This window comes from Agrobacterium sp. MS2, assembly GCF_003261015.1.
Lineage (GTDB): Bacteria > Pseudomonadota > Alphaproteobacteria > Rhizobiales > Rhizobiaceae > Agrobacterium > Agrobacterium pusense.
This window is the reverse complement of record NZ_QLNF01000072.1, coordinates 133,363-156,943: the sequence shown is the minus strand read 5'-3', so window position 1 is coordinate 156,943 and position 23,581 is coordinate 133,363. Positions and strand designations below refer to the sequence as shown.

Sequence of the window (23,581 nt, the reverse complement as noted above, 5' to 3'; positions counted from 1 at the left end):
GATCGCGCAGTCTAAACAGGGAGTTTTAATACTAGGTTAGAAACCCAGCGCGAAAAGTCCGCCTGCCAGGAGCACGATCGGCACCGCGACGCCGACGATGACGCGTTGGCCGGCGGCCAGAAAGGCAACAAAGCCGAGTACTGCCGCACCGATACGCAGCCACATCGGCGAGGACTCAAGCGTTCCGGTCGGAAACACGATCAGCTTGGCGGTGACCGCCATGACGAGTGACGTGGCAACCGCCCTCACCCAATAAAGCGCCTCGGAATCCTCTTTCAACCGGTTACCGGCGAGAACACCGAGCCAGCGCCAGAGATCGGTCGCCAGCCAGCCTGCGATTGCGATGAAGAGATAGGGTGCCCACCAATGGTCGCTCATCATGGTTCACTCTCCGGTGAGGCCGGTTTCATCCTGCGGCGGAATATGAGGCGATCAATTGCATAAGCCACCGTGCCTCCACCGATACCGGCATAAAGGATGTCGAATTCGGGTGCGAGGACCGCAAAGGCCGGACCGGCGATGACGCCGATGACAAAGGCGACCTTGACGACGGAGTGGCGCGCGGAAGCCCAGATGGACGCGATGAAGTAAACCGGCGTCAGGAAGAACAGGACACCAGCAACCAGCGGCGGAAACGCGGCGACGACACCGTAACACAAGCCAACGATGATGGCATTGACGACGGTGAGCGTGATGCCAAACCCGGCAAACCAGACGGCGCGGGCCTCCCGCGGCACCTTTGAAAGGTTCTGTGTTGCAAAGACCCACGCCGTAATCGCAACGAAATGCGAAAGGAACAGTAAAATCCAGGTCGGCGTCTTCGCGCCGCGCATTTCGGGAATAATGGAAGCGACCATCGGCATCATACGGACCGATGACAATGTCACCGCCAGAAAACAGGCGGCAAGATTGGCGCCGCCGACCATGGAGCCGATCAGGATCATCTTGGCGGGCAACGCCCAGATGAACAGCGTCATGAACACGGCTTCGCCGCGGGCTACGCCCGATTCCAGTGCAAATGCGCTGAAACCGACGAAGGACGTCATGAGAATAAGGGAGGGCAACGAGAAAATGCCCTGCATCCCCCTGAAAAACCAGCCGCGCAATGGGATGGTGTCGCTATCGGCATTTTGCATTGCGAACCCACTCGTGCATGTCGTCTGAAATGCCGTGGCATCGCGGCAACGTCATACAGACGGAGAAATGAAGACTTGCCGCCGATTCCATTAAAGAGCGGCACGCTTCATGCATAAAAATGCCGGGCTTTCGCCCGGCATCTGTTTATCGATCAAAGACCGCGGTCACTTCTTCTTCGGTACCTTCGGTACGGCGTTGGCCTTGCGCCGCGGCTTTTCGGCATCGTCGGACTTGTCAGCTTCGGCGACGAGGACATCCGCCTCTTCCTTCGCTTTAGCAGCCTTGGAAGATGTTTTCGCCTTTGCCTTGCCCGGGGACTTCGCCGCCTTGAGTTCGGCTTCCGGCTGCGGCTTGACGGGTGCGGTCTCCGGCAGAACCTCGAGTATGAGGCCATCGGCACCGTCATCCTTCTTGCCGACGGTGACGCTGACGACGCCGCCCTTCTTCAGCTTGCCAAAGAGAATTTCATTGGCGAGCGGCTTCTTGATGTTCTCCTGGATCACACGAGACAGAGGACGGGCGCCCATCTTCTCGTCGTAACCCTTCTCCGCCAGCCAGGAGATCGCATCTTCATGCAGATCGAAGGTGACGTTGCGCTCGGAGAGCTGGGTTTCCAGCTGCATGACGAACTTCTGCACGACCTTGTGGATAACGGCGGTCGGGAGCGGCGAGAACGGAATGATCGCATCTAGACGGTTGCGGAACTCCGGCGTGAACAGGCGGTTGATCGCCTCTTCATCTTCACCAGTGCGGCGCGAAGAACCGAAACCGATGGCGGATTTCGCCATTTCGGAAGCGCCCGCATTGGTCGTCATGATGAGGATGACGTTGCGGAAGTCGATTTTCTTGCCGTTATGGTCGGTCAGCGAGCCGTGGTCCATCACCTGCAACAGGATGTTGTAGATGTCAGGATGCGCCTTTTCGATTTCGTCCAGCAGCACCACGGAATGCGGATGCTGATCGACGCCATCGGTGAGGAGACCGCCCTGGTCGAAGCCGACATAGCCGGGAGGCGCACCAAGCAGGCGCGACACGGTATGACGTTCCATGTACTCCGACATGTCGAAGCGCAGCATCTCGACGCCGAGCGAGGCGGCAAGCTGCTTGGCCACTTCCGTCTTGCCCACGCCTGTCGGGCCCGAGAAGACATAGGAGCCAATCGGCTTGTTCGGTTCGCGCAGACCGGCACGGGCCAGCTTGATGGCCGTGGCAAGCGCCTCGATGGCGATGTCCTGACCATAAACGACGGAGCGCAGTTCCTTTTCGAGGTTGGCGAGAACCATCTCGTCATCCTTGGACACCGTCTTCGCGGGAATACGGGCCATCGTCGCGATGGTGGCCTCGATTTCCCGTTCGGTGATCAGCTTGCGACGCTTGGAAACGGGCAGCAGCATCTGCGCTGCACCGGTTTCGTCAATCACGTCGATCGCCTTGTCCGGCAACTTGCGGTCCGAGATATAGCGGGCCGACAGTTCAACGGCAGCCTTGATCGCCTCATTGGAATATCTGAGGTGATGGTAATCCTCGAAATAGGGCTTCAGGCCCTTCATGATCGCGATGGCGTCATCAATCGACGGCTCATTGACATCGATTTTCTGGAAACGACGCACGAGCGCACGATCCTTCTCGAAGAACTGGCGATATTCCTTGTAGGTGGTCGAACCGATGCAGCGGATTGCACCCGACGAAAGCGCAGGCTTCAGCAGGTTAGACGCATCCATCGCGCCGCCGGAGGTCGCGCCCGCACCGATGACGGTGTGGATTTCATCGATGAACAGGACCGCGCCCGGGTACTCTTCGAGTTCCTTGACGACCTGCTTCAGACGCTCTTCGAAATCACCGCGATAACGGGTGCCCGCCAGCAGCGTGCCCATGTCGAGCGAAAAGATCGTGTCATTGGCGAGCGCCTCCGGCACTTTGCCTTCCACGATTCGCTTGGCAAGCCCTTCGGCAATCGCCGTCTTGCCGACGCCCGGATCACCCACATAAAGCGGGTTGTTCTTGGAGCGGCGGCAGAGGATCTGGATGGTGCGGTTGACCTCGTCGTGACGGCCGATCAACGGGTCGATCTTACCGTTTTTCGCCTTTTCATTGAGGTTGACGCAGTAGGCCTTCAAAGCATCCTGCTGCTTCTTGGCGGACGATCCGTCCTCCTCGGGATTGCTGCGGTTCGGCTTGTTTTCGCTTTCCGGTTCGTCAGCGCCACGCGGCGTGCGCGTCTGGGACGTGCCGGGGCGCTTGCCGATACCGTGAGAGATGTAGTTGACCGCATCGTAACGGGTCATTTCCTGTTCCTGCAGGAAATAGGCAGCATGGCTCTCGCGCTCGGCGAAAATCGCCACAAGCACGTTTGCGCCGGTCACTTCCTCGCGGCCGGATGACTGAACATGGATCACGGCGCGCTGAATGACACGCTGGAAGCCGGATGTGGGTTTGGAATCCTCGTCGTAACCGGTGACGAGGTTGGTCAGTTCATTGTCGACGTAATCGCTGACAGTCTTGCGAAGGGCATCGAGATCGACGTTGCAGGCGCCCATGACGGCTGCGGCATCCGCGTCGTCGATCAGCGCCAGAAGGAGATGTTCGAGCGTCGCATATTCGTGGTGACGCTCATTTGCAAAGGTCAGTGCCTGGTGCAGCGCCTTCTCGAGACTCGGGGAAAAAGTTGGCACGTTGCGATCCTCATTTCTTTTCCATGACGCACTGCAGCGGATGCTGGTGCTGTCGGGCGAAATCCATGACCTGGCTTACTTTCGTCTCTGCGACCTCATATGTAAACACCCCGCATTCGCCTACGCCGTGCTGGTGCACGTGCAGCATGATGCGGGTTGCCGCTTCACGATCTTTCTGGAAAAACCGTTCCAGAATGTGAATGACGAATTCCATGGGAGTGTAGTCGTCATTCAGTAAAAGAACACGGTACAAATTCGGTCTTTTCGTCTTCGGCTTAACGCGGGTGATAACAGACGTTCCACGGTTAGCACCGCCCCCGTCTTCCCCTTCGCCCTCGCCCTGCATGTAGATCGGCTTAGCGATCATCTTTCATCATTCTCCAAACTGTTCTCAAACCGACAGCTGATTGCCAGGAGGGAGAACTTCGCCTCTCCATATTTAGGTCGTTAAGAAGCGATTTTAAGCCCCTTGCGCGACGGTGCAATCACTATTGCGTTTGCGAAGAGGCAAACCTCGCGAAAAGTGCGGGATATGACAGGTAACCGAAGTCCGAGAAGACATACCTCGCCCGCATGGGCGCGCCTTCGCGCCAAATGCGGACGGCTGCGACAGGCGGCCGCTCTGCCGAATTCGGTTCGACGGCGCCGGTCTCACTCCTTGTCGTCGAGCATTTCGCGCACGGCGATGGCAAGCTGCTTCAACGAGAAGGGTTTGGGCAGGAAACCGAACTTGGCATCAGCCGGCAGGTTTTTCGCGAAGGCGTCCTCGGCATAACCTGAAACGAAGATGAATTTCAGGTCTGGATAGGATTTGCGCAGCTCTCTCAGCAGCGACGGGCCGTCCATCTCAGGCATCACGACGTCGGAAACGACGATATCCACCTTGCCTTCCAGTTCCTCCATCACCTCCAGCGCCTCAGTGCCGGAGCCTGCCTCGTGCACGGTGTAGCCGCGCGTTTCCAGCATGCGCTTGCCGCCACGCCGCACCGCCTCTTCGTCTTCCACCAGCAGCACGACGGCGGATTTGCCTGTGAGGTCCAGCGGCTCCTCCTTCACCGGCTCGGCCGCGGCGACCGGCGCAAGCGCCGCCTCGCCTGGCTGCTGTCCAGTGCCGGGAACCGCCTCCACCACGTGGCGCGGAAGGTAGATGCGGAAGGCCGTTCCCTTGCCCACTTCCGATTCGGGATAAATATAGCCGCCGGACTGTTTGACGATGCCGTAGACCATCGACAGCCCGAGGCCCGTGCCCTTGCCCACTTCCTTGGTGGTGAAGAACGGTTCGAAAATCTTGTCCATGATCTCCGGCGGGATGCCCGTGCCGTTATCGGCAACTTCCACCATCACCATGTCTTCGGCCGGGAATTCGGGACGGCCGAGCGCGGCGATCTCTTCTGCGTCGACGTTGCGTGTCCTGATGGTGATCTTGCCGCCATCGGGCATGGCGTCGCGTGCATTCACGCAGAGATTGATGAGCACCTGCTCGAACTGCGACAGGTCTGTTTTCACCGGCCACAGGTCCCGGCCATAATCGACCTCCAGCTTGACATTGGTGCCGGAAATCAACCTGTCCACCAGCATGCGCAGATCGCCGATCACATCCGTCAGGTTGAGGATTGCCGGGCGCATCGTCTGCTTGCGCGAGAATGCCAGAAGCTGGCGCACCAGTACGGCGGCGCGGTTGGCGTTTCGCTTGATCTCCATCAGATCGGCGAAGCTCGGATCGGCCGGACGCGCCTGCAAGAGCAGATGGTCGGACGACAGCAGGATGGCGGTCAACACGTTGTTGAAATCGTGGGCGATGCCGCCTGCGAGCGTGCCCACCGCGTTCATCTTCTGCGTCTGCGCCATCTGGGTTTCGAGCGCCTTCTGCTCTGTCACCTCTATGGCATAGACGATTGCCACCTCCTCCGGCGCCTCGTCGTCCTGGTCGATGACGGCATTGACGTAGAAACGGAAATGCCTCGTCTCGTCGCTCGGATGGCGGGAATCGAAGGGCGCGATATCGCCCTGACGGTCCTTGGCCTCGGCGAGCGCCTGTTCAAGGCGCGGCTTTTCATTGTCGTGAAGGACTGTCTCGAGTGCCACGCCGCGATCAATATCGTCGCGCCCGACAACGCCGGAGAACAGCTTGAGGAAAGGCGCATTGATGCGCAGGATGCGTCCATCGCCGTCAAGCGAGGCAATCGCCATCGGCGTATTGTTGAAAAAGCGCGTGAAGCGCATGGCGGAGGAAGATTCGGTATCCTCCTGCCCCTTGGGCCGCATCAGGACGATGGTACGGCTCTCACCCGGCGCGCCGTCCTTTGCCGTGACCTGGTGGACGAGGCGGGCCGGCATGCTCTGGCCGTTCACCCGGCGCATGTCGAGATCGAGGATTTCGGTGCGCTTTGCTGAACCCTGGGGCTGGACGGATTCGATCAGCGCCATGCCCTCGCCGGCGACGATGTCCGAGACCGTCATCGAGCCTGGCGAAAACTGTGCGAGATCGATGCCGAGCCATTCCGACAGAGTGGCGTTCAGATAAACGATCTCACCCTTGCGACCGGCGGAAAAGAAACCGGCCGGCGCGTGGTCGAGGTAATCGATGGCATTCTGCAATTCGCGGAAAAAGCGCTCCTGATCTTCGCGCTCTGGCGTGATATCGGCAATCTGGAAGACATGCAGCCCCTCGCCGCCCGAATCCTTCAGCACCCTGCCCTTCAGCCTGTACCAGTGTGGCCCCGCATTGGAATCCTCGCCCAGCGGTTTCAGAAGGCGAAATTCTTCGTAGCCGTCGCGGCCTTCGCGCAGCATGTTGATGAGACGGTAAAGAGCCTCCGTCGCTTCCCGGCTGCGCGACAGCAATGTTTCAAGACTCTGGATATCGCTCGCCTTGGTGGTGCCGCTCATCCTGCAATAGGTGGCGTTGGCATAAACCATATGCCCCTTGGCATCTGTTATCAGCGTACCATCGGGGTGGGCAGAGAGAAACCGGCGTGCAAGCCCATCCGATTGCGATTGCGGCATGACCTCAATGAAACCGATGATCGACGACACCAGAAAGAAAATGCCCATCATGGCCAGCACACCAAGAATGCCGAGCACGATTTCGTTTTCGAGAGAATCCTTGAAATAGACAAAGGCGGCGGCAGCGGCGATCAGCACCAGCGCCAGCAGCAGAATGCGCAACACCGTGCCGGAACGGGCACGCCTGTCCACCAGCGGAAGGTCGTTGTCGCTTGTCTCGCGCACCCGTGTCATCTTGGCCTCGCAGTCGTGCAGGTCGTCATTCAAACAGTCCCGCACTCCGGACGGAATCGGGCAGCAGAATTTCTTGTAGCAACTCGCTCGACCCTCAAAAAGCTCCGCAGCGACACAAAGGCTTAAAACGCACAGCGAAAACGGCTTCAAAGCCGCATATCAGCCTCAAAAGACTAATGGCGCGTGCAGGTGAGTTCCCTCACCTGGCATTGGATCCGCGGCGCGGAGCACTCAATCCTGCCGTCACTGACGGTGCAGACCGAACATCCATCGGTAAAGTCCACACACGATGGGTTGTCCCGAACGAACTCATCCATCGTGAAAACCTTGCCTGGCGCCTTATCATCCGCCGCTGCCGAACAGGAAATCAACAGGGCGGCAGTGCAGCGCCTCAGTACGGGTCCGACGAGACGGGATCGAAACATGGCAAGCGCTACCTTCTATTGGAAGAATTGCAACTTTCGCTCTCCCCCGGCATTGAAGGACGAGATGTGGCGCTTTGGTGGCGCCGTTGCCATCGATAAGGCGATGCCCGTGCTGAAATGAATAAACCTTGTGTCGCGCCTAAAAAAATCGTCTTTTCGTGCTTGATGTTCACATTATAAGAACCACGGCAATATTAATTGCCCAAGAAATTAAAAAGCCAAAAATCTGAAGGGATGATCTCCATGATGGAAGATTTTATCGGCACCTATGGAAACCGTCTCATCGTCGCCGTCGTCGGTGTGGGTGTGGCCCTCCTCGTTCTGGCGATTGCTCTGTGGATCCTGCGCAGACGAAGCGGTTCGGCGCCCTTTATCCGCGGCGGCCGCAACCGGCAGCCACGTTTGCAGGTGCTTGACGCCACAGCCGTCGATGCGCGTCGTCGGCTCGTGCTGGTGCGGCGCGACAATGTCGAGCATCTGGTCATGATCGGCGGCCCAACCGATATCGTCATCGAGAGCGGCATAGGCGCGATCCCGATCGTCAGGGACGTGCAGGAGCCGGAACTCAAGGCGCTCCCGCGTCAGGAAAGCGAGCCGAAAAGGACCGAGCCTTCCATCTCACCGGAACGCCGCGCCGTGCTGCCGCAGCAGCAACCGTCTCAAGCCCCTGCGCCCGCTTCGATAGCGGAGGAGCCGGTGAAGCAGCCGCAACGGCCGGAACCGCCCGCTCAAGCCCAACGTCCCGCGCCGACAGCAGCGGCAGCACCACCGTCGCCGCGCCCGGCAACGCCACCGCCGCCTGCGTCCCCGCCTCCGACGGCGCGTGAATCCGCCGCGCCGGCAAGACCTGCACCTTCCGAGCGGGAGGCGGCCCGTCCTGCCCCGCCGCCAATACCGGTGACCGTAGCCGCCGCCGGCGCGACCGTTCTGCCCGTCGCCGCCGCGTCACTCCCCATCGCCCCGGAGCGGCCGGAGTTTAAGCGGGCCGAACCCTCGGCACCCGCCCCCGCACCGGTTGCGCCGCCGATCCCGGCCCAGGGACCTATAGAGGCAAAGACGGCAGAGGACGGGCCTGCGGACGTTGCGCCGCCCGTTTTCGCTGCGCGCGAGCCGGTGATCAATCAATCCATCGCAGCCGATTTTCTCGACGCTGCGCGGGAGCGGGTTCTTCCCGGTATGAGCCCGGCGGCGAGCGCACCGTCTGTCCCGTTCCCTCCCAAACCTGAGAATCCGGCTGTCGCCGCCAATGACACCGAGCCGAAATTTTCAGACGAGCTGGCCAGCGATTTCGAGAGCTTCCTCGAAGCCGAGATCGCCAAAAGCAAGGAAACCGATAGTGACCCGGACGCTCTCCCCGTAGCGGAAAAGCAGGCAAAACCGCAGCCGGCCACGCCACCAGTCACCGGCGCATCGCCGGATGGTGACGTCCAGAAGGAGATGGCACGCATCTTCGGTGAGCTTTCGGTGACCCGCGACCGCTGAAGGACGAATTTGCCCGGCCGAGGTCATTGCATAAAAAAGGGCACGGAAGCGTTTCCGTGCCCTTGTTCTTTTATAGTGTCACCGGTCTGACGCGGCTTAGCCTTATTCGTCGCGATAGACTTTTTCGCGACGCTCGTGGCGCTCCTGCGCTTCGATGGAGAGGGTCGCAATCGGGCGCGCGTCCAGACGCTTGAGGCCGATGGGCTCGCCTGTTTCCTCGCAATAACCGTAAGTGCCGTCTTCGATCCGCTGAAGGGCTGCATCGATCTTCGATATCAGCTTGCGCTGACGGTCGCGGGCGCGAAGCTCGATCGCCCGGTCTGTTTCGGAAGACGCCCGATCCGCAAGATCGGGGTGGTTGGCGCTTTCTTCGGCGAGATGTCCGAGCGTCTCGCGCGCTTCTCTCAGGATATCGTTTTTCCAGGCTATGAGCTTCGCGCGAAAGTAGGCGCGCTGGCTGGCATTCATGAACTCATCGTCTTCCGAGAGCACATATTTGCTAAGATCGATCTTCTCACTCAACGCGATTCTCCTCGAAGAACATCTCAATGCGGCGGTGTATACTCCAATGATAGTGGCCGGTTCAAGTCTACAGATCAGTTTTCGGGCATTTTTAAAACTGACACAAAAATCATCTAAATGACTAATTTTTATTCTTTATTCGTATTGAAGCGATCTCTTCTTCAATCACTTCAATGCGACTTACCAACAGGAAAGAGGACTTGCGGTCCTGCAACCCAATCCTGTAGCATTCCGCCCGTGCCCTGACATTCGAACGCCGGTCCCCGCCCTTGACAGCATCTTCCCCGAGCCGAGTTTATCTTCTGCGCCACGCCAAGGCCGCCTGGGCGGCGCCGGGAGAACGGGATTTCGACCGGGGATTGAACGAGGCCGGCTTTGCCGAGGCGGAGGTCATTGCCGACCTCGCCGCCGACCGCCGCTACCGGCCCGAAGTCCTCCTGTCTTCCACGGCCGTTCGCTGCCGGCAGACAACGGAGGCCTGGCAAAGGGCCTTCAATGAAGGCATAGACATCTTCTATGTCGATGAGATGTATAATGCGCGCAGCGAAACCTATCTCTCGCTTGTCGCCGCTCAGACGGAGGCGCAGTCAGTAATGCTGGTGGGCCATAACCCCACCATGGAGGCAACGCTGGAAGCGATGATAGGCGAGGACCTGCTGCATGCCGCCCTGCCCTCGGGTTTTCCGACATCGGGCCTCGCGGTTCTGGATCACGACGGCGGTGCCAGCAACGGCAGAGACCGCTGGCGGCTGGTCGATTTCCTCGCACCGGGCAAATAATCGCTTCGGCGTGCGATGAATTGTGGAAAGAAGGCGCGCTGAAAATCCGATGGCGCGCTTCTTTTTTGGGCAACCATATCTTCCTATATTGCAGCCGTGACCGTTTAACGCAGCCGGGAAATTGCCATTGCCGCCTTCTCTTACGTCCCTGACAGACAGTGCGCTCATTGCGTTCGATAATCTGGCCGACCGCGCGAGTAACCTCACTCACCCCACATTGCGGCTTGGTGTCACCGGCCTTTCGCGGGCTGGCAAGACGGTTTTCATCTCTTCGCTGGTCCACAATCTTCTCAACGGCGGACGGCTGCCGCTGTTTGAGGCCATGCGCTCCGGACGCGTTTCTAACGTGCGGCTGGAGCCGCAGCCGGACGACGCCATTCCCCGCTTTCAATATGAAGATCACATCCAGGCACTGGTGCGCGACCGGCTTTGGCCGGATTCGACGCGGGCGATCTCGGAACTCAGGATCACGCTGGATTACCAGAGCGCCAGCGGCTGGGGCCGCTGGTTCTCGGCCGGCAAGCTCTCCATCGATATCGTCGATTACCCCGGCGAATGGCTGCTCGACCTGCCGCTTCTGTCGCAGGATTACAGGCAATTCAGCGATACCACAGTCTCGCTGGCCGGAAGCGGGGTCCGCGCCGAGCTGGCACAGGAATGGCTGGCCATCGCCTCTTCGCTCGATATCAACGCGCCCGCCGACGAAATGACGGCCCGACGCTTGGCTGAAAGCTTCGCGGCCTATCTCAAGGCCTGCAAGTCCGACGAGAGATCGCTGTCCACCCTGCCGCCCGGCCGCTTCCTGATGCCCGGCGATCTGGAAGGGTCGCCCGCGCTGACCTTTGCGCCGCTTCCCGGCCTGACGGACGAAAAAGCGCCGAAAGGCTCCCTGCGCGCCATGATGGAGCGGCGCTACGACGCCTACAAGTCGATTGTCGTCAAACCCTTCTTCCGCGAGCATTTCGCCCGCCTTGACCGGCAGATCGTCCTGATCGACACGCTGCAGGCCGTCAATCGCGGTCCGGAAGCCGTTCAGGATCTGGAGCGAGCGCTGGGCGATGTTCTCGCCTGTTTCCGCCCCGGCACCAACAGCCTGCTGTCGTCGCTGATCGGCCGTCGCATCGACAAGGTGCTGATTACGGCTACGAAGGCCGATCATCTGCATCACGAAAGCCATGACCGGCTGGAGCGCCTGACCCGGCGTCTGGTCGACCGCGCCATCACCACCATCGGCATGAATGGCGCCGGTATCGAAGTCATGGCGCTGGCTTCGGTTCGCGCCACGAGAGAGGCAAGCGTTCGACAAGATGGCCACGAACTGCCCGTCATCGTGGGCACGCCGATGGCCGGCGAAACCATCAATGGCGAGACATTTGACGGCAATCGCAAGACAGCGATCTTTCCGGGCGACCTGCCTGACGATCCGGAGCCATTGTTCCGCAGCATAGACCGGGATGGCGACAAGGCGACACTACCTGATGTCAATGTCGTGCGTTTTCGACCGCCCAACATTGACGAGCCGGGCAGCGGCGGCATTCGGCTTTCCGTTCCACATATCAGGCTCGACCGCGCCATGCAGTTCCTGTTCGGAGACAAGCTCGCATGAAAGCTCCCACACAAAACGATCCGCAGACGCGCCGCCCCGCCGCTTTCACGCTCGAAACGGAAGAGACGGCACGACCGTCCGCCACGCAGAAGCGAGCGCCGCGCAGTTTCGATGCGGAGATATCTTTGACGCCAGATGAAGACGATCCGTTTCTGGCACCTGAGGACATAGACGCTGCCGCTCTGCCCGTGGCGATACCGAAGAAAAGCCGCTTCTCCTTCGGCAAGCTGGCGCTTGGTGCCTTGGGTGTGCTGTTCTCGCTTGCCTTCGGGCTCTGGGCGGATCAGCTCATCCGCAATCTGTTTTCCCGCTCCGACTGGCTGGGCTACACGGCAACGATCGCCCTCATCGTGGCGCTTTTTGCGGTTCTCGCCCTCGTCGGCCGCGAAGTCTTCGGCATCATGCGGCTGAATGCCGTACAATCTCTCAAGGCGGATGCCGAGACGGCAAGCCTTGACAAGAGCCCGAAACCCGCCCGCGCCATCGTCACCCGCCTGAATGCCGTCCTTTCCCATCGGGCGGAAACGGCCAAGGGGCGCGCGGCGCTGAAGGAAACGGAAAGCGATGTCATCGACGGGCCGCATCTGATCGAGCTTGCCGAACGTGAACTGCTGGTGCCGCTCGACCGACAGGCGCGGGCGCTGATTCTCAATTCATCAAAACGGGTCTCGGTTGTCACCGCCGTCAGTCCACGCGCCGTCGTCGATCTCGCTTATGTGCTGTTCGAAGTGACGCGGCTGGTGCGCGCCATGGCAGAGCTTTACGGCGGCCGTCCCGGCACGCTCGGCATGCTGAAACTCCTGCGCGATGTCGTCGCCCATCTCGCCGTCACGGGCTCGATCGCCGTCGGTGATGGGCTCGCTCAACAGGTTCTCGGACACGGCCTTGCTTCGAAACTCTCCGCACGTCTCGGCGAAGGCGTCATCAACGGCCTGATGACGGCGCGAATCGGCATTGCCGCAATGGATCTTTGCCGCCCGCTGCCGTTCAGGGCTGTGAAACGGCCGGGAATCGGCGATTTCATGTCCGACCTCACGCCCGATTTAAGCAGTGGAAAAAGCGGCGAGAAAGCCTGATTGCTCGGCTTTGAGCGGTGCAAAAGGTTACGGATGACGCCGCAAATGAGAGTGAAATAAACCAAGCATTAACCATTCCGCCGGTAGATTGCAGCCTATCGAACAGGCTTCTTCGCCGGGGAAAGTATCATGTATTCGCGCTTCTTTTCGCTTGTGGGCGGACTTGCCGCCATATTGTCCGTCAGCGGCGGTTTCGGCATGTCTGACGTGCATGCCGCATCACGCGATCGCGACGACGTGTTTTTCCGCTCCGTTGCCGGCGTCTGGAAGGGTCCGGGCGAAATCGTCGCCGGCAAATACAAGGGCACGAAATTCACCTGCGACCTGACGGGCGAACCGCTTGACGACAAGCAGACCGGCATAAAGCTCGGCGGCACCTGCCGCGTCGGCGTCTTCAGCCAGCCCATGTCCGCCGTCATCAGCCAGAAGGGCAACAGCTACGAAGGCAGGTTCCTTGATGGCGCGGCCGGCAAGGGTCTGGACATCACCTCCGGACAGGTCAGCGGCGACAAGGTCGTCGTCGGCATCAACCGCGCCAAACTCAACGGTGCAATGGTTGCCCGCGTCTCCAACGACAATTCGATGAACATCACCATCTCGGTGAAGGTCGCCGATCAGATGATACCGGTCATCGGCGTCACGCTGGCGCGCGATATCGACCAGCTGGCTGTCGGCTCGATCAAGCCGTAAAGACTACAGTTTTTCAGCCATTGCAAGGCGGGAGTGTCCACCACTCCCGCTTTTCGTTTGCGCTGACAATGCCGCTCTTGTCCGCCTGCTGAAGCCATTCCCGGACGGACTTTCCCCTGACCTGGAGATCAGGCGCTATATCAGCAAGCGGCATCAGCACGAAAGCGCGCTCCGTCATGCGCGGATGCGGCACTTCAATGCTTTCCGTAACGATAGACTGGTTCCCGAAGGTCAGCACATCGATATCGATGGTGCGCGGGCCCCAGCGTTCCGTCCGCACCCGTTTCATGCCTTTTTCGATATTGAGGCACAGTTCCAGCAGCGCGGGCGCCGGAAGCGCGGTCTCGACCAAGGCGCAGCAATTGAAAAAATCGGCCTGATCCGTGTTGCCCCATGGAGGTGTGCGGTAAAGGTTGGAGACGGCCATCAGGCGGCAATCGCCATGCGCATCGAGTTCGCGCAGTGCCCTGGCCATGGCGGCGGCCGCATCGCCGATATTGCCGCCGAGACCCAAGGTAGCGACGGTCATCGTTTCAGGCTCGGTGTTCAACGCTCACCTGTGCATAATCCAGAATACCGGGAACCGGCGCTGAGGGCTTGCGCACCGTGATGCGCAGCCAGACGATTTGCGGATAACGGGCACGCAGCGCCTTGGCGATGTCGTTCGCAAGCGCCTCTATGAGATACCGGCGCTGGCCGACGACGATCTTTTCGATGACCGCGAAAGCCACGCCATAATCGACGGTGTTCTCAATATCGTCGGTTTCCAGCGCGTCGCCCGCCTCGACCTCCATCTCGGCGTCGACGAAAAAGCGCTGCCCCAACACCTCTTCCTGTTCAAGAAGACCATGACGGGCAAAGAAGGAACAGTTTTTCAGGATGATGGTATAGCGGCTCATCGCATCGCCTCCATGGCAGGACTGTTTCGCCGGAAAGCCGCACCCTCCTCGGGACATGACATTCCGGCACTCATTGATCTAGGCATCGGCCTTTGCCGACGCTTTGGCAAGAACCGCATCGGCGATTGCCAATGCATCACGCGTCGCGGCGACATTGTGCACACGAAAAATCGAAGCGCCGGCAAGCCTCAGGATCGCCGTCGTTGCAGCCGTTCCGATATCGCGTTCATCGGCCGCATCCCGGCCCGTCAGCGACCCGATAAAACGCTTGCGCGACGTGCCGGCAAGAACCGGCAGGCCAAAGGCGGCAAGCTCGCTGAAACGGGCCATCAGCTCAACGTTTTCCCGTTCGTCCTTGGCAAAACCAAAACCGGGATCCAGCACGACGGCATCGCGGGCAACACCCGCGTCCTCGGCGATCTCGAGCGAATGATTGAGGAATTCGAACTGATCGGCGATGACATCGGCGAGCTTCTGCCGGTCACGGCCGGTATGCATGATGCAGACGCCCGCGCGGGTAGCGGCGACCACGCCCGCCATTTCGGCGTCTTTCTGCAAACCGAAAACGTCATTGACGATATGCGCCCCTGCCGCGATGGCGAGCCGAGCCGTCGAAGCGCGATAGGTATCGACGGAAATCAATACATCCGTCTCGCGGCGCAATTTCTCGATGACGGGCAGCACCCGATCCTGCTCCTCGGCTTCCGTTACCGCGCCAGCCCCGGGCCTGGTGGACTCGCCGCCGATATCGATGATGTCGGCTCCTTCTTCCACGCAGGTCAGCGCATGGGAAAAAGCCGCATCAACGGCGAGATAACGGCCGCCATCCGAAAAGGAATCGGGCGTTGCGTTGACGATGGCCATAATACGGCCACGCCCATCAAGTTTCAGGGAGCGGCCATGGGCCGCTTGCCACGCGTTGCTGCCGGCTGTTATCACGTAACACGTGCCTTTCGGAATAACGGAGTGTTATGCCAATTCTTATAAGTTCCGCTCCGCCTATGCAGCAAACGTTTTTCAAGTTCAACCGGAAGGCCGGGTCATGACCAAATCATCACGTGCTCTTTGCGCCGCTTTGGCGGTCGCAGTCGCACTTTCCATCCCCGGACCGGCTTTTTCCGAAACCATCGTCCGCAAGACCTATTCCTATTTTTCGATCAGCGGCAAAACCGCCGCCGACCTCGACCAGCAGCTTTCCAGGCACGGCCCGCTGACCCGCAATACCGGCGCGCGCCATCCGGGCGCGACCGAAATCAAATTCGGTGGCGAACTCACCTATGTTGAGAAAAACGGCCTTTGCAGCGTCGGAACCGCCAAAGTGGTGCTGAATACCCGGATTCTCCTGCCGCAATGGAAAAACCGCCGCCGCACCACGGCGGAACTGGCCTTCATCTGGGATACGCTGCTTGCCGATATCAAGCGCCACGAGGAACGGCACGCCGAAATCGCCCGCACTCACGCCCGTTCGCTCGAAAGGCAGTTGACCGCGCTTCGCCCCCAGAAAAACTGTGAAACGCTGCAGGAAATGGTTGGCAAGATCACCCAGACGGTGATGGACGAGCACGACAGGGACCAGATGCGGTTCGACGTGGTGGAATCGCGAAATTTCGATGCCCGCATGACACGGCTCCTGAAAAACCGGCTCGAACAGGGACAGAGCCGCCGCTGAGAGATCCGCGCCTTTCTTCCGACAAAGCTGAATGATTGGCCGACATGACGTTACGTGATGTCCGATCTCACCCGTGACTTCTGGTGATGGTGCGTCCGGCGAGACTCATTGTACGTTGTACGTACGGTTTCGGACCATACTGTCTCAAAAGCTTTGATGGTCGCAGCCGCCTCCGGTTCTCCCGGTGCGCACTTGAGGGCTCGCAGGTGTTTCCTCCCTCGCCTGCATGCTGCGTACCCGCCTCGCCCCGCTCCCCGCTACCTTGGTGAGCGGGGCTTTTTCTGCCGCAAAGCCGTTTCGTCTCAGCCCTGGCGCTCAGGAACGTGAACGACGAGACCGTCAAGGTCGTCGCTCATCTTGATCTGACAGGAAAGACGCGAAGTCGGCCGCACGTCGAAAGCGAAATCCAGCATGTCTTCTTCCATTGGCTCCGGCCCGCCAACGCGCTCCGACCAGGCGTCGTCGACATAGACATGACAGGTGGCGCAGGCGCAGGCACCGCCACATTCCGCGTCGATGCCGGGGATGGAGTTGCGCACGGCATTCTCCATCACGGTGGAACCGTTGCTCACGTCGAGTTCATGGGGCGTGCCGTCAAAGGCAACGATTGTCAGTTTTGTCATGCCGAAATCCAGAATGTGATCTAAGAACTGTTCTAAACACATAGAAAGGCCGGTTCGCCTTGGCAACCCGCTTGGAGGGCGCCCAGGGCCTAAACCGGCCTTGCGAAACCGCAATTTTGATGAGTTACGCCTCAGCGGCAAAGTTTCAGGATGAAATTTTCCGCCTCGACAATGGCGGCCGCAAGCTTTGCAATCGCGGCGCTGTCATTGCCACCAGCCTCCACGGCGGCGGCAGCCACAGAAACATCAAAGGCGCCGACTGCCTGTGCTGCCCCCTTCAAGCGGTGCGCGGTCGCCTTCACGCCCGTGTCGCCGGCGCCCGCCATTTCGTGCAGCGCGGCGCGCGCATTGCGGCTGAACAGTTGCAGCACCTCGATCTCAAGATCCTTGTCGCCCATCGTCTGACGGGCCAGATGATCGAAATCGATAGGCTTTTTTCCAGTGACCGGCGCGCCGCCGCAATTATCGGGCGCTTCGAAAGCGATACTGACTGCTGCCATGTCTCAAATTCCTGTCTTGCCGTTTCCTGTTTCGTGTCACATCTGTGTCGTATTCAGGCATCCTAACCCGTGCTATCGGCTTAAATTACGGCGTGACGCGGCTGAAAATCTTCTGCTATGGTTAATTTATGTTAAACTTATGCGAAACAAGGCGTTCAGCGTGAAACTCAGGTTTAAAAACTGTTAAAAAGCCGACACTTCGCCACCACCGCAAATCCGCATTAATTGTTTCGAACACCTAAATGTGTCACTACGGTACTGCTGTTGCTGCGAGGCCTAAGCACAAGCTTTGTTATTGCGGCACAGTGTTGTAATTTCGCCCGAAAGCTGGATCACCAGCATTCGGGATTTGGTAAGTGGCGGGATTGTTCTCTCTTGGAGGGATATGTTCCGCTGGCATGATGGCGGCAGTCCGCCTGCATAGGCAGGCGGTCCAACGGCATGAAGCCGGGCGTATGTGTAACGAGGCGTAACCGCATGGCGAATAACAAGATCAGCGACTCTGTCGACGAGACTGCTTTCCAGGCATTGGAAGATGCCCTGCAGCTTGGCGCTTTCGAAGAAAAGCCGGAGACGCGGAAGACTGCAGCGCCGAAGCAGCCGGAGGCCAGAGTGAAGGAAGCCAGCAGACCGACCCCTGCTCCCGAAGTCGCGCGCACGCCTGTCGAACCGGCGCCGAAATCGCCCAATCTCGAAGCGGCCAATGACGGGTCCAAGCGCAGCCCGGCCATGATCCTCAAATCGCTGGAAGGCGGGTCCATCGGCGGCGCGCTTCGCAACGCCACGATCATGTCGGTCATATGGGCGCTCGGCGGCCTTGGCATCGCGCATCTTCTTTACGGCAATGCGCTCTGGAATATCAGTTCGCTTTCCGACCTCGCCGCGATCCCCGGCCTGATGGCGATCGTCGTCGGCATTCTGGTGCCGGTCATGTTGTTTTTCGCCTTCGCCATCATGATGGCGCGTGCCCGCGATCTGCGCAACGCCGCCCGCTCCATGGCGGAAGTCGCGCTTCGTCTTGCCGAACCCGAAACCGTTGCCTCCGATCGCATCATGTCCGTTGGCCAGGCGGTTCGCCGTGAAGTCTCGGCCATGAATGACGGTATCGAGCGCACCATTGCGCGTGCGACCGAACTCGAAACCCTCGTCCATTCCGAAGTCAATGCGCTTGAGCGCAGCTATGCGGACAATGAGCTGCGCGTGCGCAGCCTCGTGCAGGAACTGACCGCCGAACGCGACGCAATCGTCAACCATGCCGAGCGCATCCGCTCCTCCATCGTCGGCGCGCAGGAACAGATCAAGGAAGAACTCTCCATCGTCGGCGAAGAGCTTTCGATGCGGATCGCCACGACCGGCGAGGCCTTCGCGTCGATGATCGACACACGTTCGGCGGCTCTCCTGGAAAAATCGCGCGCTTCGACGGAAGCGATGGGCAGCCTGATCGCTGCCAAGACCGAAAACCTGCTTCAGGCGCTGAACTCCTCCGGCACGACGATTTCCAACGAATTCGACATGCGGCTGCATAATCTCACCTCGACGCTGGACGAACGCGGTGAAGTGCTGCTCGAACGTTTCGCGATCCATGCCTCGACGCTCGACAGCGGCGTGGAAAGCCTCAACAGCGCGCTTGAGGAACGCACCCGCCAGCTCAACGAGACGCTTTCCAGCCGCACGCTCGAGCTCAACCGCAATATCGAACGCGGCCAGCAGATCATCGGCGGTTCGCTGGATACCGTGCTCGACAAGCTTTCCACGACGCTCGAGGAAAAAGGCCTCTCCTTCCGCCAGAGCCTGCAGAGCACGGCCGACGACGCCATCATGGATCTCGATCTCCGCTCCGGCCTCTATGAGGAACGGATGCAGGCGACGGTGGGTCAGGTCAACTCGGCCTTCGATGAACACGTGGCGCAATTCGCCAGCGCCTTCGACCAGCGCGCCGGCAGCCTCGATAGCAAGCTGATGGAAAGCCTTGCCCGGATCAACGAAACCGTGGCGGGCGGTTCTGAAGCACTAGACACCATGTTGAGCGCCGGTCTGGAACGCATCGGCACCACCATGACCGATCAGTCGCTGGCGCTCGCCACCGCGCTCGGCACGGGTCAGGAAATGCTGGAAAGCGCGCTTGAGGCCCGGACTCAGGCCTTCAGCGACGCGATCGGCCAGCGCACCGCCGAAATCACAGACGTCTTCGCCAATTCGCACGAGAAGATCGACGCCGTACTGTCGGAACGCAGCAACGCCCTGTTCGGCGCGCTTTCGGCCAGCCAGAACCGTTTCGACGAAGCGCTCGCCAGCCGTTCCATGGCTATTACCGGCTCCGTCTCCGGCACGGCAGAACGCCTCGCTGCCATGCTCGACGAACGTGCAGCTGCGATCAACAACGTCGTCGCCGACGTGGAACGTCGCCTTGCCGAAACGCTCGAAACGCGGGCCGCAGCCATTACCGGCGCAGTCTCCGGCATCGAGGACCGCATCTCCGACACGCTGGAAAGCCGCACGGCTGCCCTGCACGACGTCGTCTCCGGAGCCGAGAGCCGTATCGCCGAAACGCTTGATGGCCGCACGGCTGCGCTTTCCAGCACCATTTCCGGCGTCGAGGAACGTATCGCCGACACCATGGACAGCCGCACCCTGTCTCTCGACATGACCTTCGCTAATGTGGAGGAACGGCTTTCCGAGACGCTCGACAACCGCACCTCCGCCCTCACCGGCATCGTGGCGAGCGCCGAAGAGAAAATTGCCGGCGCGCTGGACAGCCGTACAGCCGCGCTCGGCGATGTGGTGGCGGGCGCCGAAACCCGGATTGCAGAAACGCTGGACGGCCGCACCGCAGCCCTCAACGCCGTGGTTTCGGGTGCGGAAGAACGCATCACGGATGCACTCGACAGCCGCGCGATGGCGCTGGATATGGCCTTCTCCGGAGTCGAGGAAAAAATCACCGAAACGCTCGATTCACGCACCGCAGTTCTCGGCGAGTTGGTGGCCAGCGCCGAAACCCGCATCGCCGGCGCGCTCGACAGCCGCACGGATTCGCTGAAGTCAGTCGTTTCCGGCGCGGAAGAGCGCATCACCGACGTCCTCGACAGCCGCACGATGGCGCTCGACATGAGCTTCTCGGGCGTGGAGGAAAAGATCGCGGATATTCTCGACGGCCGCACCGCCGCCCTGCACAGCGCCGTTTCCGGCGTGGAAGACCGCATTGCCAGCGCGCTGGACACCCGCACGGCGGCTCTTTCCGGTATCGTATCGGGTGCGGAAGAACGCATCGCCGATGCGCTCGACAGCCGCACCATGGCGCTCGACATGACCATTTCGGGTGTCGAAGAACGGATCGCCGAAGCCATGGACGCCAGGGCGTCATCGCTTTCGCTTGCGGCGGCCGGCGTCGGCCAACGCCTGGAAGCCACTGCTTTCACGCTTGAAAATGCGCTTGCCAGCGGCCATGAGCGGCTCGAAACCATGCTCGGCTCGCAGGCCGAGCGTATTGCCGGATCGCTGGAACGCAACAGCGGTCTGATCGAGCTAAGCGTTTCGGGCGCGGCCAACCGCATTGAAAGCGTCGTTGAGGACGGCAGCACCCGGTTTGCGCAGACCGTGGAAGAAGGCGTCTCGCGCCTCGAAAGCAATCTTTCGCAATCGCACGAGGACATCCGCAGCACGCTTGAGCAGCGTCAGGCAGAAATTGCAGCCACGCTCAGCTCCGCCACGACCCAGATGGGCGACATGCTCTCCGAGCAGGCGATGATGATCGGCACCACTGTCGCCTCCAGCGCCAGCATGCTTGAACTGTCGCTCGAAACCCAGCAGGAAACGCTGCAGAAGGCGATTGACGGTAGTGCGGCAACGCTGGAAGAGCGTCTTCGCAACAGCGCCGGCGATATCGCCGTCAAGATCGGCGAAGCCGCACGCGAAATCGGCGGCGCGACGGACGCCCTCTCCTCGAAAATCGAGACCTCTATCGGCAACGTCACCACTCGTCTCGACGAAACCGGCACCCGCATCGAGACCTCTCTCGATACGCTTCAGGCACGCGTCGGCGGCGATCTCGCCAATGTGAACACGTCGATCGAGGATGCCGGCCGCCGCTTCGCCGAGGCGCTGGAAGACAAGACAGCCGTCTTTGCGCGCACCAGCGATGAGGCCGCCGAGCGGATCACCGGCATCCTGGACGAGCAGACGACCCGCGTTGCCGACACCTTCGAAAGCCGCACCAGCCGCCTGGCCGAAACCTTCGATACCGGCACGGCCCGCATCGATGAGCGCCTCGGCACGATGGACCGCGCACTGACGATCGGTCTCGAAAACGTCAATCGCACCATCGAAGGCAAGGCCACCGATCTTGCTGTCAGCCTGCGTGGCGCGGTCACCTCTGCCACGCAAAGCATCGGCGACGAAGCTGCCCGTTCCTCCGCCCTGCTGGCGAAGTCCGGCGCGGAGTTCGCCGAACAGGTGCAGGCACAGAACGAGGCCTTTACCAAGGCCATCGAGGAACGCTCGGGTGAGATCGTCAACCGTATTTCGGATGCACAGACGCGCCTCTCCGGCCAGGCTGCCGCCGTGGCGCAGACCTTCTCCGAGGCGGGCGACATCATCGTCAACAAGGTTGCCGAGGCTGAAGCCGTTGTCCGCTCACAGGTTGGTGTCATTTCCGAGACTTTGACGGGTGTTGAATCCGCCCTCGACGCGCGCGGCGAATCGATCCGTTCGGCACTGGACAACCGCACCCGCGAACTCAACTCGATGCTGGCCAGCCGCTCCGCGGAGCTGTCGCGTCTTATCGAGGAAAAAGCCAAGCCGGTCGTCGACGAATATGCCACCATTGGCCGCGAAGCCGCCGAAAAGATCGTGTCCGCTGCCCAGCAGAGCGCCGAGCTTCTGTCGCAGAGCAATAGCGGCATGGTCGGCATGGTGGAGCAGGCAATCAGCGATTATGCCGCCGCGGGAACGGATGCGGCAAGCAAGCTGGTCGCAGCCACTCGCCAGAGCACCGACATGTTGTCGGAAACCCATACTGCAATGGCGGACGCCGTCGAACAGGGTATCGACAAATATGCCCGCGCCGGAAGCGAAGCAGCCAACAAGCTGGTTGCCGCCACTCGTCAGAGCACGGATATGCTGTCGCAGACCCATAACAGCATGGCCGAAATCGTCGAACAGTCGGCAACCAACTTCAATTCGGCCGTTGAGCGCGCCGCTCAGGGCTTCGGTGCAGCGGATGAAGCGCTGAATGCGTCTGCAGCTCGTTTCTCGGAGTCCGCGTCGCAGGCCGCCGACATGGTGTCCAGTTCCAGCCGTCTGCTGGAAGGAAAGATCGACCGTCTGTCGAATATTTCCGGCCAGACGCTGGCACAGGTCGCTGGCATCGTCAGCCGCTTCGAAGAACATTCGAAGGTGCTGAGCCAGGCATCCGAGCTGCTGAATGCCGCCCAGTCGAGCCTTGTCGGCACGCTGGAAGAACGCCAGGATGCGTTGCGCAGCCTGTCTGTCGGCCTCGTCAAGCGTTCCGAGGAAATCGAAAGCGCCATGCGCAATGTCATTGGCGTGGTGGAAACCACACTTAACGAGGCTGAAGAGCGTTCGCAAAACGTCGCCGGCAACCTGCGTGAAAATCTGCAGGCTTCCTTCTCCGATATCGGCCGCTCGCTTGATGAAACCGAACAGCGCGCCCGTTCGGCGGCACAGACCATGCGGGGCGCCCTGCTCGCCGCCGGTCAGGATGCCAGCCGCTCGATCGAGAGCACGCTCTCCGACGCGCAGAAATACTCCGACGAGCTGGTCAACCGCCTGCGCGGCGGTGTCGAATCCTCTCTCTCGGAAGTCGACAACCTTCTCGGCAGTGCTTCCGAAAAATCCAATGCGGCCGCAGCCAACCTCAAGGAAACGCTGCGCCAGGCTGTCGAGGAAGCGGTGAGCCGCTTCGCCGGCGCGACCGATGAAATCCGTCGCTCAAGCCACGATATCCGCCGCGAACTTGACGCGACCCGCGCCGAACTGAAGCGTGGTGCCTTCGACCTGCCGGAAGAAGCCAAGGAAAGTGCGGCCGCAATGCGCCGCGCCGTATCCGAGCAGATCAAGGCGCTGCAGGATATTTCCCAGCTCGTCGGCCGCTCGACGCAGCAGATGGAAGTGTCCGAGCCGGTTGCCCGCGCCATCGCCGCAACCCAGCCGGCTGTCGAGCGCCGTGTAGAGCCGCGCCCGCAGCCCGCAGCCCCGGCGCCGGTTCAACAGCAGCGCCCGGCGCAGCAGCAGCCAGCACCTGCC

Annotated in this window: 19 protein-coding genes; 8 read left to right on the top strand and 11 right to left on the bottom strand. The window is 60.6% G+C overall.

The window, feature by feature from the left end; genetic code table 11:
- Window positions 1-36 precede the first annotated feature (36 nt).
- From DOU54_RS19600 to cckA, 5 genes are all read right to left on the bottom strand, one after another.
- Window positions 37-381: an AzlD domain-containing protein gene (locus DOU54_RS19600; RefSeq protein WP_162719197.1), complete on the bottom strand. Its 345-nt coding sequence runs from the start codon at window positions 379-381 to the stop codon at window positions 37-39.
- The gene (locus tag DOU54_RS19595) at window positions 378-1,136 is read right to left on the bottom strand and encodes an AzlC family ABC transporter permease (RefSeq protein WP_113381072.1); all 759 of its coding nucleotides are present in this window, start codon (window positions 1,134-1,136) and stop codon (window positions 378-380) included. Before DOU54_RS19595 ends, DOU54_RS19600 begins: the two co-directional genes overlap by 4 nt.
- A 165-nt stretch (window positions 1,137-1,301) precedes the next feature.
- A complete protein-coding gene (clpA, locus tag DOU54_RS19590) occupies window positions 1,302-3,809 on the bottom strand; it encodes an ATP-dependent Clp protease ATP-binding subunit ClpA (protein ID WP_004441518.1) in 2,508 nt (835 codons plus the stop codon).
- A 10-nt stretch (window positions 3,810-3,819) separates the two neighbouring features.
- On the bottom strand, window positions 3,820-4,176 hold the full coding sequence (gene clpS, locus DOU54_RS19585; RefSeq protein ID WP_113381071.1) for an ATP-dependent Clp protease adapter ClpS: 357 nt from the start codon (window positions 4,174-4,176) through the stop codon (window positions 3,820-3,822).
- A gap of 284 nt (window positions 4,177-4,460) precedes the next feature.
- Window positions 4,461-7,049, bottom strand: coding sequence for a cell cycle histidine kinase CckA (gene cckA / locus DOU54_RS19580; protein ID WP_006697576.1), 2,589 nt, complete (start codon window positions 7,047-7,049; stop codon window positions 4,461-4,463).
- A gap of 189 nt (window positions 7,050-7,238) precedes the next feature.
- Between cckA and DOU54_RS27550 the strand changes: the two genes are divergently transcribed.
- The gene (locus tag DOU54_RS27550) at window positions 7,239-7,595 is read left to right on the top strand and encodes a hypothetical protein (protein WP_193603402.1); all 357 of its coding nucleotides are present in this window, start codon (window positions 7,239-7,241) and stop codon (window positions 7,593-7,595) included.
- A gap of 113 nt (window positions 7,596-7,708) precedes the next feature.
- A complete protein-coding gene (locus tag DOU54_RS19570) occupies window positions 7,709-8,956 on the top strand; it encodes a flagellar biosynthetic protein FliO (protein ID WP_162749573.1) in 1,248 nt (415 codons plus the stop codon).
- A 102-nt stretch (window positions 8,957-9,058) separates the two neighbouring features.
- On the opposite strand, the gene dksA is transcribed toward DOU54_RS19570, so the two are convergent.
- A complete protein-coding gene (gene dksA, locus DOU54_RS19565) occupies window positions 9,059-9,478 on the bottom strand; it encodes an RNA polymerase-binding protein DksA (RefSeq protein ID WP_004441503.1) in 420 nt (139 codons plus the stop codon).
- Between the two features lie 302 nt (window positions 9,479-9,780).
- Here dksA and DOU54_RS19560 point away from each other — a divergent pair, with 302 nt between their 5' ends.
- The 4 genes from DOU54_RS19560 to DOU54_RS19545 all read left to right on the top strand — a co-directional run bounded on the left by DOU54_RS19560 (window position 9,781) and on the right by DOU54_RS19545 (window position 13,629).
- Complete coding sequence (locus tag DOU54_RS19560) at window positions 9,781-10,257, top strand: SixA phosphatase family protein (RefSeq protein ID WP_048902808.1); 477 nt, start codon at window positions 9,781-9,783, stop codon at window positions 10,255-10,257.
- 127 nt (window positions 10,258-10,384) lie between these two features.
- Window positions 10,385-11,863: a YcjX family GTP-binding protein gene (locus DOU54_RS19555; protein WP_113381070.1), complete on the top strand. Its 1,479-nt coding sequence runs from the start codon at window positions 10,385-10,387 to the stop codon at window positions 11,861-11,863.
- Entirely contained in the window at window positions 11,860-12,939 is a 1,080-nt protein-coding gene (locus DOU54_RS19550; RefSeq protein WP_004441496.1) for a YcjF family protein, read from the top strand. The genes DOU54_RS19555 and DOU54_RS19550 overlap by 4 nt, the downstream gene beginning before the upstream one ends.
- A 129-nt stretch (window positions 12,940-13,068) precedes the next feature.
- The gene (locus DOU54_RS19545; protein WP_004441493.1) at window positions 13,069-13,629 is read left to right on the top strand and encodes a hypothetical protein; all 561 of its coding nucleotides are present in this window, start codon (window positions 13,069-13,071) and stop codon (window positions 13,627-13,629) included.
- A 13-nt stretch (window positions 13,630-13,642) separates the two neighbouring features.
- On the opposite strand, the gene folK is transcribed toward DOU54_RS19545, so the two are convergent.
- The 3 genes from folK to folP all read right to left on the bottom strand — a co-directional run bounded on the left by folK (window position 13,643) and on the right by folP (window position 15,467).
- Entirely contained in the window at window positions 13,643-14,158 is a 516-nt protein-coding gene (gene folK / locus DOU54_RS19540) for a 2-amino-4-hydroxy-6-hydroxymethyldihydropteridine diphosphokinase (protein ID WP_193603401.1), read from the bottom strand.
- Window positions 14,159-14,162: 4 nt separating this feature from the next.
- On the bottom strand, window positions 14,163-14,528 hold the full coding sequence (folB, locus tag DOU54_RS19535) for a dihydroneopterin aldolase (protein ID WP_003502532.1): 366 nt from the start codon (window positions 14,526-14,528) through the stop codon (window positions 14,163-14,165).
- Window positions 14,529-14,606: 78 nt separating this feature from the next.
- Window positions 14,607-15,467: a dihydropteroate synthase gene (gene folP, locus DOU54_RS19530; RefSeq protein WP_162749571.1), complete on the bottom strand. Its 861-nt coding sequence runs from the start codon at window positions 15,465-15,467 to the stop codon at window positions 14,607-14,609.
- Window positions 15,468-15,570: 103 nt separating this feature from the next.
- Here folP and DOU54_RS19525 point away from each other — a divergent pair, with 103 nt between their 5' ends.
- The gene (locus DOU54_RS19525) at window positions 15,571-16,197 is read left to right on the top strand and encodes a DUF922 domain-containing Zn-dependent protease (protein WP_004441483.1); all 627 of its coding nucleotides are present in this window, start codon (window positions 15,571-15,573) and stop codon (window positions 16,195-16,197) included.
- A 302-nt stretch (window positions 16,198-16,499) separates the two neighbouring features.
- Here the strand turns inward: DOU54_RS19525 and DOU54_RS19520 are convergent, their stop codons facing one another.
- On the bottom strand, window positions 16,500-16,820 hold the full coding sequence (locus tag DOU54_RS19520) for a 2Fe-2S iron-sulfur cluster-binding protein (RefSeq protein WP_006697584.1): 321 nt from the start codon (window positions 16,818-16,820) through the stop codon (window positions 16,500-16,502).
- A 131-nt stretch (window positions 16,821-16,951) separates the two neighbouring features.
- Window positions 16,952-17,320, bottom strand: a complete 369-nt coding sequence (locus DOU54_RS19515; protein WP_022556070.1) for an Hpt domain-containing protein — start codon at window positions 17,318-17,320, stop codon at window positions 16,952-16,954.
- 477 nt (window positions 17,321-17,797) lie between these two features.
- Here DOU54_RS19515 and DOU54_RS19510 point away from each other — a divergent pair.
- Window positions 17,798-23,581 (top strand): apolipoprotein A-IV repeat region-like domain-containing protein (locus DOU54_RS19510; RefSeq protein WP_286079942.1); only part of this gene is annotated, 5,784 nt, incomplete at its 3' end.